Source organism: Nocardioides ultimimeridianus (assembly GCF_054777895.1).
The window spans coordinates 237,066-246,759 of the sequence record NZ_BAAHAB010000003.1; the positions used below are offsets into that span (position 1 = coordinate 237,066).

8 protein-coding genes are annotated in these 9,694 nt (G+C 74.1%); 7 read left to right on the forward strand and 1 reads right to left on the reverse strand.

Annotated elements, in window-relative coordinates; all coding sequences use genetic code 11:
- Positions 1 to 37 precede the first annotated feature (37 nt).
- The 4 genes from ACYU8V_RS02360 (at position 38) to ACYU8V_RS02375 (ending at position 6,215) form a co-directional block, all read left to right on the forward strand.
- Positions 38 to 3,157: an MFS transporter gene (locus ACYU8V_RS02360; protein ID WP_460844848.1), complete on the forward strand. Its 3,120-nt coding sequence runs from the start codon at positions 38 to 40 to the stop codon at positions 3,155 to 3,157.
- A 30-nt stretch (positions 3,158 to 3,187) separates the two neighbouring features.
- On the forward strand, positions 3,188 to 4,993 hold the full coding sequence (locus ACYU8V_RS02365; protein ID WP_460844850.1) for a CocE/NonD family hydrolase: 1,806 nt from the start codon (positions 3,188 to 3,190) through the stop codon (positions 4,991 to 4,993).
- Between the two features lie 72 nt (positions 4,994 to 5,065).
- Positions 5,066 to 5,359, forward strand: coding sequence for a hypothetical protein (locus ACYU8V_RS02370; protein ID WP_460844852.1), 294 nt, complete (start codon positions 5,066 to 5,068; stop codon positions 5,357 to 5,359).
- Between the two features lie 22 nt (positions 5,360 to 5,381).
- Entirely contained in the window at positions 5,382 to 6,215 is an 834-nt protein-coding gene (locus ACYU8V_RS02375; protein ID WP_460844854.1) for a hypothetical protein, read from the forward strand.
- A gap of 17 nt (positions 6,216 to 6,232) precedes the next feature.
- On the opposite strand, the gene ACYU8V_RS02380 is transcribed toward ACYU8V_RS02375, so the two are convergent.
- Entirely contained in the window at positions 6,233 to 7,312 is a 1,080-nt protein-coding gene (locus ACYU8V_RS02380) for a hypothetical protein (protein WP_460844855.1), read from the reverse strand.
- Between the two features lie 24 nt (positions 7,313 to 7,336).
- Here ACYU8V_RS02380 and mshB point away from each other — a divergent pair, with 24 nt between their 5' ends.
- The 3 genes from mshB to ACYU8V_RS02395 all read left to right on the forward strand — a co-directional run.
- Positions 7,337 to 8,260, forward strand: a complete 924-nt coding sequence (gene mshB, locus ACYU8V_RS02385) for an N-acetyl-1-D-myo-inositol-2-amino-2-deoxy-alpha-D-glucopyranoside deacetylase (RefSeq protein WP_460844856.1) — start codon at positions 7,337 to 7,339, stop codon at positions 8,258 to 8,260.
- Positions 8,261 to 8,264: 4 nt separating this feature from the next.
- On the forward strand, positions 8,265 to 8,627 hold the full coding sequence (locus ACYU8V_RS02390; protein ID WP_460844858.1) for a hypothetical protein: 363 nt from the start codon (positions 8,265 to 8,267) through the stop codon (positions 8,625 to 8,627).
- Between the two features lie 6 nt (positions 8,628 to 8,633).
- Positions 8,634 to 9,694, forward strand: a 1,061-nt coding sequence (locus tag ACYU8V_RS02395) for a VanW family protein (RefSeq protein WP_460844860.1), incomplete at its 3' end; no start/stop codon positions are given.

The window sequence follows — 9,694 nt, forward strand, 5'->3', positions numbered from 1 at the left end:
ATTCCGCTTCCGATGGACCTGGGCCGGAGGAGGTTCGATGACCGCTCGCATCGATCCCGCGCCGCTGTCTACCCCGTCACAGTGGCGCGCGACTGGTCCAGACCGGCGGGCGCAGCGATCCCGCGGCGCGCTGCTCGTCGCGTCCCTGGGCGCCTTCCTGGCGTTCCTCGACGCGACCATCGTCAACATCTGCTTCCCCGCGATCCAGCACACCTTCCACGGGTCCTCCACGAGCGCCCTCGCCTGGGTGCTGAACGCCTACAACCTCGTGTTCGCGGCCATGCTCGTCGCCGGCGGACGGCTCGCGGACGTGATCGGCCGGCGCCGGATGTTCTCGATCGGCGTCGCACTCTTCACCGCCGCCTCGGTCCTCTGCGCCTCCGCGCACTCCCTCGACGTGCTGGTCTTCTGGCGGGTCTGGCAGGCGGTCGGCGCGGCCCTGCTGGTGCCGGCCTCGCTCGGCGTCGTCATCCACGCCGCGTCCGAGGAGCGCCGCGGCCACGCGGTCAGCATGTGGGGAGCCACCGCCGCCCTGGCCGCCGGCCTCGGGCCGCCGATCGGCGGCGCCATCGTCGCCGCCTCGAGCTGGCGGCTGGCGTTCCTGGTCAACCTGCCGCTCGGCCTGGCCGCGCTCTGGTTCGGCTCGCGGATGATCGACGAGAGCCGGTCGCCGGGCAAGCGCAGCATGCCGGACCTGCCCGGCGTCGGCGTGCTCGCGCTGGCGCTGGCCGCCCTCAGCCTCGGCATCATCCGCGGCCCGGACTGGCACTGGGTCTCGGCGAGCACACTCGGCTGCTTCGGCGTCGCGGCAGCCCTGCTGGTCGTCGTCGGGGTGCGCACCGTGCGCCACCCGGTTCCCGTCATCGACCCGTCGCTGCTCCGGATCCGCACCTTCGCCCTCGCCAACGTCGCCACGGCGCTGGCCGGCATGGGCATGTACGCCTACCTGCTCAACCACATCCTGTGGCTCACGTACGTCTGGCACCTCCCGCTGTGGAAGGCCGGCCTCGCGGTCGCCCCCAGCGCCCTGGTGACCGCGCTGGTCGCGCCACGCCTCGGCGAGGTCGCGCAGCGGCACGGGTTCCGCAACGTCGCCGTACCGGGCGCGCTGCTGTGGGCGGCCGGGCTGTGGTGGTTCGTCTACCACGTCGGTACGTCGCCGCACTACCTCAGCCAGTGGCTGCCCGGCGCGATCCTGGCCGGCGCCGGGGCCGGGGCGACGCTGCCGATCCTGGGCAGCGCCGCGCTCGCGGCGGTCCCCGGTGGCCGCTACGCGACCGCCTCGTCGGTGGTCTCCGCGGTGCGCCAGATGGGCGGCGTGCTCGGGGTGTCGGTGCTCGTCGTCATCGTCGGCAAGGCGTCGCCGCTGCATCCCGTGGCCGCCGTCGCGATGTTCCGGGACGGGTGGCGGCTGTCGCTGTGGTGCTTCGTGGCGGTCGCGGTCGCGGCGGCCCTGATGACCGCGCGCCAGGAGGCCGTCGACGAGGGCACCGCCGCTCCCGCCGAGCCCCAGCTGCGCCACAACGACGTCGCGCAGGCCGACCAGCGCGGCGTGGGCCAGCTGTCGGCCTTCCGCGACATCGCGCCGGAGGCCGTCGACCGCCTCGCCGCCGTGGGCGTACGCCGGGAGGTGCTCGCCGGCGAGGCGCTCTGTCGTGCCGGCGACCCCGCCGAGGTCGTCTACGTGGTCGGTGCCGGGCGGCTCGCGATCGTGAAGGGCGGGGTCGTCGTCGACCGGATCGGCAGCGGTGCGGTCGTGGGGGAGCTCGGCGTCCTCGCGGGCCGGCCGCGCTCGGCCGACGTGGTCGCGGAGCGCGACTCGGTGGTGGTCGAGGTCGGGGTCGACGACCTCCGGTCCGCCTTCGAGGACGTCCCGGGCGCGGGCTGGGGCCTGGCCGGGATGCTCGCCGAGCAGATCGCCCGGCTTCCCGCACCCGCCCGCCAGGCTGGCCCGCCGTCCACCATCGCGGTCATCGGGATCGGCAACGCCCCGGTCCGCGAGACGGCCGCGAAGCTCGCCACCCTGGTCGCCGCGCACCGCACGGTCGCGGTCCTGGACCGGCCCCTCGACGCGGCCGCGCTGGCCGCGGTCGAGTCCGACCACGAGCGCGTCCTCCTGGTGGCCGGCACCGACCCCGCGCACACCGACTTCTGCCGGCGGCATGCCGACATCGTCGTACTCGTGGTGCACGGGGACCCGCGTGGCGTCGACCCGGTCCCGGGCTGCGAGGTGGTCCTCGAGGGACCGACCAACGCCCGCCGGGTCACCGCCTGGCTCGACGCCACCGGCGCACGTCGTGTCCACCAGGCCGCCCTCGGCGGGCGCGAGCACCTCGCCGCCCGGCTGGCCGGGCGCTCGCTCGGCCTCGCGCTCGCCGGCGGCGGCGCCCGCGCGTTCGCCCACATCGGCGTGCTGCAGGAGATCGAGGCCGCCGGCATCGTGGTCCACCGCGTCGCCGGCACCAGCGTGGGCTCCTACGTCGGCGCCCTGTACGCCGTCGGCCACAGCCCCGCCGAGATCGAGGCGCTGGTGCGCGAGGAGTTCGTCCACCACAACCCGGTGGGCGACTACGGGCTGCCGAAGTACGCGCTCTCCCGCGGTGGCCGGATCGCCGCCGCCGCGGCCCGGGTCTTCGGCGATGCCACGGCCGAGGCGTTGGCGCGCGAGCTCACCGTGATGGCCACCGACATCCACAGCCACGAGGCCGTCGCGCTGCGCCGCGGCCTGCTCCGCGACATCACCCGCGCCTCCGCGGCCGTCCCCGGGCTGCTGCCGCCGGTGGTCCACGAGGGCCGTGTGTACGTCGACGGCGCGGTCACCGGCAACCTGCCCGTCCTGCCGCTGGCCGCGGAGTCGGCCGGCCCGGTCGTCGCCGTCGACCTCGCGGTGGGCAGCGGCGACCCGCGGCCCCGGGCGAGCGGCGAGCCCCGGCCGCCGCGGGTGCCGACCCTGCCCGAGACGCTGATGCGGACGCTGCTGTTCGCGGCCGCCGAGGAGGACCGGCGGGCCGCGGCGGCGGCCGATCTCGTCGTACGGATCCCCACGCGGAACGTCGGGCTGCTGGAGTTCCACCAGATCGACACCGTCCTGGAGGCGGGGCGGGTCGCGGGCCGGCGACTGGTCGAGGCCCTCGCGGAGCGGCCGCTCGGCACGTAACGCCGGTCACACGCCGCTCGTTGGACGCCCATGCGGAAGTCCCCCCTGTACGCCGCCACGGCGACGCTCCTCCTGGCCGGCGCCCTCGCGCCGAGCACCCTCGCGCACGCGACCGCCGACCCGGCGTACTCCGTCACGACCCTGCACTTCAAGGTCGTGGTCGGCCCGAACGACGACCAGACCTGCGACATCGTCGGCGACCTCTACACGCCGGCCGACGCCTCGGCGACGCACCGCGTCCCCGCGATCCTCACGACCAACGGCTTCGGCGGGTCGAAGAACGACCAGGCCGGTCTCGGGACGGCCTTCGCGTCGCGCGACTACGTGGTGCTGTCCTACTCCGGCCTCGGCTTCGGCGGCTCGTCGTGCAAGGTGACCCTCGACGACCCGGACTACGACGGCAAGGCCGGCAGCCAGCTGATCAGCTACCTCGGCGGCAAGTCCGGCATCGCCTACACCGACGCCGCGCACACCACGGCCGCGCCGGTACTGAGCGACGTCAAGCTCGACAGCGCCACCACCTTCGACCCGCGCGTCGGCACCATCGGCGGCTCGTACGGCGGCGGCTTCCAGTTCGCGACCGCGAGCGTCGACAAGCGGCTGGACACGATGATCCCGATCATCACCTGGAACGACCTCAGCTACAGCCTCGCCCCGAACAACACCGACCAGACCACCGCGACCGGCGTGACGACCAACCACTCGGGTGCCGCGAAGCTGATCTGGGCGGCCGGCTTCTCGCTGATCGGCATGACCGGCGACATCACCAACCAGCAGGTCCCGCCGGACCTCCTGGCGTGCGCGAACATGGCCGACTGGATCTGCCCCGGCCTGGTCTACGCCGGCACGGCGGGCTACACCGACGCCGCGACCACGGCCCACCTGCGGCATGCGTCGGTGGCGTCGTACATGGCGAAGATCAAGATCCCGACCCTGCTGATGCAGGGCGAGAACGACACCCTGTTCAACCTCAACGAGGCCGCGGCGACGTACCGCGCGCTCAAGGCGCAGGGCACGCCGGTCAAGATGGTCTGGCAGTCGTGGGGCCACTCCGGCTCCACCGCGGCGCCCGGCGAGATCAGCCTGTCCTCGCCCGACCCGGCGACCCAGTACGAGACCGCCCGGGTCGCCGACTGGTTCGACCACTACCTCAAGGGCAGCAACGTCTCGACCGGCCCGAACTTCGCCTACTTCCGCGACTGGGTGAGCTACTCGGGCATCGCCACGCCGGCGTACGCGACCTCCTCGACGTTCCCCGTCGGCACCGCCAAGGTCTACCGGCTCTCCGGCGCGGGCGACCTGGTCACCGGTACGACGCCCAACGTCGCGGGCAGCCAGACGCTCCTCACGCCCGCCGCGGGCGTGCCGACCAGCCTCGACAACGCCGACGTGCTCGGCGGCTACGTCGGCACCGTCCCGGACCTCCCCGGGGACCTGCCCGGCACGATGGCGCACTGGGACACGGCCGCACTGGCCACCCCGGTCGACGTGGCCGGGTCGCCGACGGTGCGGCTCCAGGTGAGCGCGCCCACGGCGGCGCTGACCCAGGCCGCCGGTGAGTCGGGCGAGCTGGTGCTGTTCATCCGGGTCGCGGACGTCGCGCCCGACGGCACCGCCCGACTGATCCACGGCCTCGAGGCGCCGGTCCGGATCCCCGACGTCACCCAGCCGTTCACGGTCAAGGTGCCCGGCATCGTGCACCGGTTCGCTGCAGGCCACCGCATCGAGCTGCAGGTCGCGGGCGGGTCGATCAACTACCGCGGCGGCCTCACCGCCGTACCGGTCACGGTGGCCTCCGGCTCCACCCAGACCCTCAGCCTGCCCACCGTCCCCTGACCCCTCGCGGTCGTCAGGTTGAGCGGGTCGGCTCCCGCACCGCTCAACCTGACGACCCGGCATGATGGGGCCGTGCGGGGCATCTTCTTCGACGAGTCCGAGGCGCGCGCGGCGGTCGCGGCCCTCGTCGCCGACGGCTACCGCGCCGAGCTGAGCCGCGAGCGGCTCGCCGGCGAGGACGACGACGAGGGCCACCCGTGGGCGGTCATCACCGACGCCCCGGAGATCACCCTGGAGCTCCTCGTCGAGAGGTACGACGGCTGGCTGGACGTCGACGTCCCCGAGCCCACCCGGGTGGTGCTCCCGCCCGCGCCGCCGTTGCCCGACGCCCCGAAGCGGATCAAGCGGGCCGCAACCGATCAGTGAGCTGCAGCGTCGTACACGTGTGATGCGGTCGCTGCTCGTCGTCTGCCTGCTGCCCGTGCTCGCCGCGTGTGGCGCGAAGGGCGTGCCGTCCGCGGCTCCCACCCCGTCCGTGTCGCACCCCGCGCCGCCGTCCCTGCGTCGGGTCGTCCACGACCCCCGGTCGCGGCTGAACACCGTTGCCGTCGCCCCCGGGCCGCAGGGATTCACCGTCTCCGCGTGGTGGTCCCTGCGTCAGGGGAGGCGCGACGTCGGCGCGATCGTCACGAGCGACGACGGGTTCCGCAGCGCGCACTACGAGCGGGCCGGCTACCGCGCCTGGAGCCGGCACGCGCCGACGATCAAGGGTCCCGGTCCCCACATTCCGGCGTTCCGCGACCTGATCGCCACGCCGGTCGTCTCGCTGTCAATTGGCGTGCGCGCCTTCACCGGCGGCGGGGACGGAGCGACGCTGTACCCGTTCGGCGCTGTCGCTCGTTCGCTGCACGGGGCGCCGTGGACCGGGTCGGCCGTGCCGCTGCACGACGGCGACCGTGCCTACCAGAGCGGCGCCGCGGTCCTGCCTGACGGCCGGTTCCTCGTGCTGCTCGATGCCTGGAGCTCGGACCGCGGCGCGAAGCCCGGGCCCGAGCACCACGGGCTGTGGGTCAGCCGGGGTGAGGACTGGACCAGCTTCACCCCATGGCGGCCGGTCTTCGCGCCGCCCCTGCGGACGTCCGAGCGGATCGAGATGCTCCAGGCGGCCCGGGACGGCAGCCGCTATGCGCCCCACGGCTTCGTCTACGTGATGACGAGCGACAGCCGCGTCTACGTCTCCACCGACGACGCCCACACCTTCACCCGTACCCCCGCCCGCTGAGGCGGTCGAGCAGGCGATCAGCCCGGCAGACAGGCGGCCGGGCCGCCTCCGGTGATCTCGGCGCTGACGGCCGAGCGCGGGCCGGTGGCCCAGGTGGCGGCGATGGCCTCGAGCGAGCCGTCCTGGCTGACGGTGAACGTGCCGAGCTGGCTGAACGGCTGCTGCGAGCGGAGCTCGTTGCCGCGGGCGATGAGGGCCTGCCGTCCGGTGGTGTCGGCTGCGGCCTCGTCGGACGACGCGAACTCCAGGTAGCTGGTCGTCGCCAACGGGTCGCCCGTCGCGACCAGCGCGCGGCCGGTGGGATGACCGAGTGCGTCGTACAGGGGCCCCGGCTGGGTCGGCTTGTCGGTCCCGTACGCCGTGACCTCCTGGCAGATGCCGCTGCCGGTCGACATCGCCGCGAACTCCGCCTTCTCGGCCTTGTCCAGCAGCGGCTGGAGCGCTCCGGGCTGCTTGTCCAGCGACGTGGCGTCGCCCGCGGCGACACCGGCGATGTCGCCGAGGGCCGCGGGGTCGCCGGACCCGACGACGAGGTGGTCGTCGGAGTCGATCAGCACGTCGGTCATCGCCGCCGGGTACATCCCCGCCACCAGCCCGGAGTTCGGGTCGGCCACCTTGGCGAAGTCGATCGTGTAGCGGGCGAGCCCGTCGACGGTGTCCTTCTTCCAGCCGTTCTCGCGCAGGCTCTGGTCCAGGCCGCTGAGGTCGAGCTTGTCGCTGGTCCGCCAGACGTACGCCGACCGCGCGCCCGCGCCCGAGCCCCACCGCGCCGCGGCCTCCCAGCGCACGTCGAGCTCGTTGAAGGGCGCGTCCTTCATCACCGTGAGGTACGTCGCCAGCTGGGTCGTCCCCCAGCCCTGGTCGGCGAGTGCCTTGTTGTAGCGGGCGATGTCATCGTCGGTGGCGTCGCGGCCGCTGATGTCGTCCACGCCGAGCCGCTGGGCGACGGCCTGCCGGTCGGTGAACACGATCGCGGTCGTGTCCGCGGGCAGGAACTTCGCGGCCGCGTCGATGTGCGGAGTGTCGTGGAACAGCCCGCAGCCCGTCAGCATCCCGCCGGTGAGGAGGACAGCAACACCTACAACGACCGCGCGCATGGGCGCGACACTACGCTGGACGACATGAGTCAGACGCCGGGCCTCCGCATGCTCCTGGTCCACGCCCACCCCGACGACGAGTCCATCGGCCAGGGCGCCACGATGGCCCGGTACGTCGCCGAGGGGCGCGGCGTCACGCTGGTGACCTGCACCGCCGGCGAGATGGGCGAGGTGCTCGTCCCGGAGCTGGCCCACCTCGCCGCCGACCAGGACGACACCCTCGGCGAGCACCGCCGTGGCGAGCTGGCCGATGCGATGAGCGCCCTGGGCGTCACCGACCACCGCTTCCTCGGCGGCTTCGGCACCTACCGTGACTCGGGCATGAAGTGGCACGAGGACGGCTACGCGATCGCGGCCGACGACATCCACGACAACGCGTTCTGGTACGCCAACCTCACCGAGGCCGCCGCGCACCTGGTCAGCGTGATCCGCGAGGTGCGGCCGCAGGTCATGGTCACCTACGACGAGTTCGGGCAGTACGGCCACCCCGACCACGTCCAGGCCCACCGCGTCGCCACCTACGCCGCGAGCCTGGCCGCGGTCCCGTCGTACCGCCGCGACCTGGGGGAGGCCTGGGACATCACCAAGATCTACTGGGGTGCGATCTCGGAGACCCGTCTGCGTGAGGCGCTGCGCCGGATGCGCGCGGCCGGCAACACCACGGCGTTCGAGGGCATGGACCCCGATGGCGAGCTGCCGCCGATGTTCTGCCAGGACGAGGACATCTCCTGCGAGGTCGACGGTTCGGCGTACGTGCAGCAGAAGCTGGCGGCGCTGCGCTCCTACCCCACGCAGATCAACCCCGAGGGCGGGTTCTTCTCCCTCAACGACGAGCTCGGTGCGGAGGCGCTCGCGATCGAGCACTTCCGGCTGGCCAAGGGTCGCCCCGGCCCGGTCGGCGACGACGGCTGGGAGAGCGACCTCTTCGCCGGCATCGACCCCGACTGACGTCGTGCGCTGGGTCCGCAGGGTCGCGGCAGCGGCGGCGACCCTGCCGCTCGGCGGCGCCGTGGCGCTGTTCACCGTGGCCCTGCACGGCTACGGATGGGGGCTGCTCCTCGGACTGGCCGCAACGGCGGCCACCCTCGTCGCCCTGCCCGGCGGGTGGGCGCGGATGCCGTTCGCCGTCGGTTGGTGCGCGCTGGTGATCTACGCCAGCCAGGTGCGCCCGGAGGGCGACTTCGTGATCGGCCAGGACCCCTCCGGCTGGACGGTGCTGGGGTCGGGGATCGTGGTGCTGATCGCCGGCATGGTCGGCGCTCGGGCACGACCGCCCGTCGTGCCTCCCGAAGGTGAGCCGTCCTCCTCCCGATAATGGGGTGTGAGTTTCTGGGAGGACTCCTCCGCGCCGGTCGAGCTGGACCGGAAGGGGCGGGTCAGGCGCGAGCGGGCCGGGCTGTCGGTCGTCGTCGTGGTGGTGCTGCTGCTCGGGCTCCTCGGGGCCGCCGGGTACGTCGCCGCGTACGTCGCCGCGGGCGACCGCGTCCCGCGTGGCACCACGATCTCCGGGGTCGCCGTGGGCGGCCTGACCCGCGACGCGGCGATCGCCCGGCTCGAGGCCGCCTTCACCGCCCGTGCCCGGACGCCGATCGTGCTGGCCGCCACCGACGCGACCGGTGCCGACCGCACCGTCACGATCCGGCCGGCCCAGGTCGGTCTCGGGATCGACGCGGTGGCGTCGGTCGATCAGGCCGACCCGCGCCGCAGCTGGCGCCCCCAGCGGCTGTGGGACTACTTCAGCGACGACGCGCGGCTGAAGGCCGTCGCCACCGTCGACACCGACCGGCTGGCCGCACGGATCCGCACCATGTCCGGCGGCTTCGGCGCGCCACCGGTCGACGCGCGGGTCGTGTTCACGGCCCGTGGCGTGCGCGAGATCCCCGGCCAGGCCGGCGACGCGGTCTCGCTCGCGGCCGCGGTCGATGCGCTCGAGACGGCGTACCTCTCCGACCAGGGGCGGGCCCAGGTGCCGCTCGTCCCCGCACCGCCCGCGATCGACGAGACCGACGTGACCGACGCGCTGGCGAGCTTCGCGCACCCGGCGATGTCGGGCCCGGTGACCCTGGTGCTCGGCACCCGGCGCCTCACCCTCCGCCCGCAGCAGTACGCCGCCGCGCTGGCCATGGTCGCCCGCGACGGCCGCCTGGTGCCGCTCGTCCGGTGGCAGCGGGTGCTCTCCCTGGTGGCGCCGGCGCGCGCCACCCTCGCGCCGAGGGACGCGACGGTGCGGCTCGTCGGCGACCGCCCCCGGGTGATCGGCGGTCGCCGCGGCACCACCTTCGCCGACGCCGCGGTCGTGACGGCGTTCCGCGCGGCGCTGACCGCACACGGCGCGGGCCGTACCCGCCACGTCGCCGGCACCCCCGCCGCGCCCGGCCTCAC

Coding starts and splice junctions, on each gene's coding strand:
- ACYU8V_RS02380 (WP_460844855.1), bottom strand. CDS start 7,312: ATGCGCGCGGTCGTTGTAGGTGTTGCTGTCCTCCTCACCGGCGGGATG.
- ACYU8V_RS02360 (WP_460844848.1), top strand. CDS start 38: ATGACCGCTCGCATCGATCCCGCGCCGCTGTCTACCCCGTCACAGTGG.
- ACYU8V_RS02365 (WP_460844850.1), top strand. CDS start 3,188: ATGCGGAAGTCCCCCCTGTACGCCGCCACGGCGACGCTCCTCCTGGCC.
- ACYU8V_RS02375 (WP_460844854.1), top strand. CDS start 5,382: ATGCGGTCGCTGCTCGTCGTCTGCCTGCTGCCCGTGCTCGCCGCGTGT.
- mshB (WP_460844856.1), top strand. CDS start 7,337: ATGAGTCAGACGCCGGGCCTCCGCATGCTCCTGGTCCACGCCCACCCC.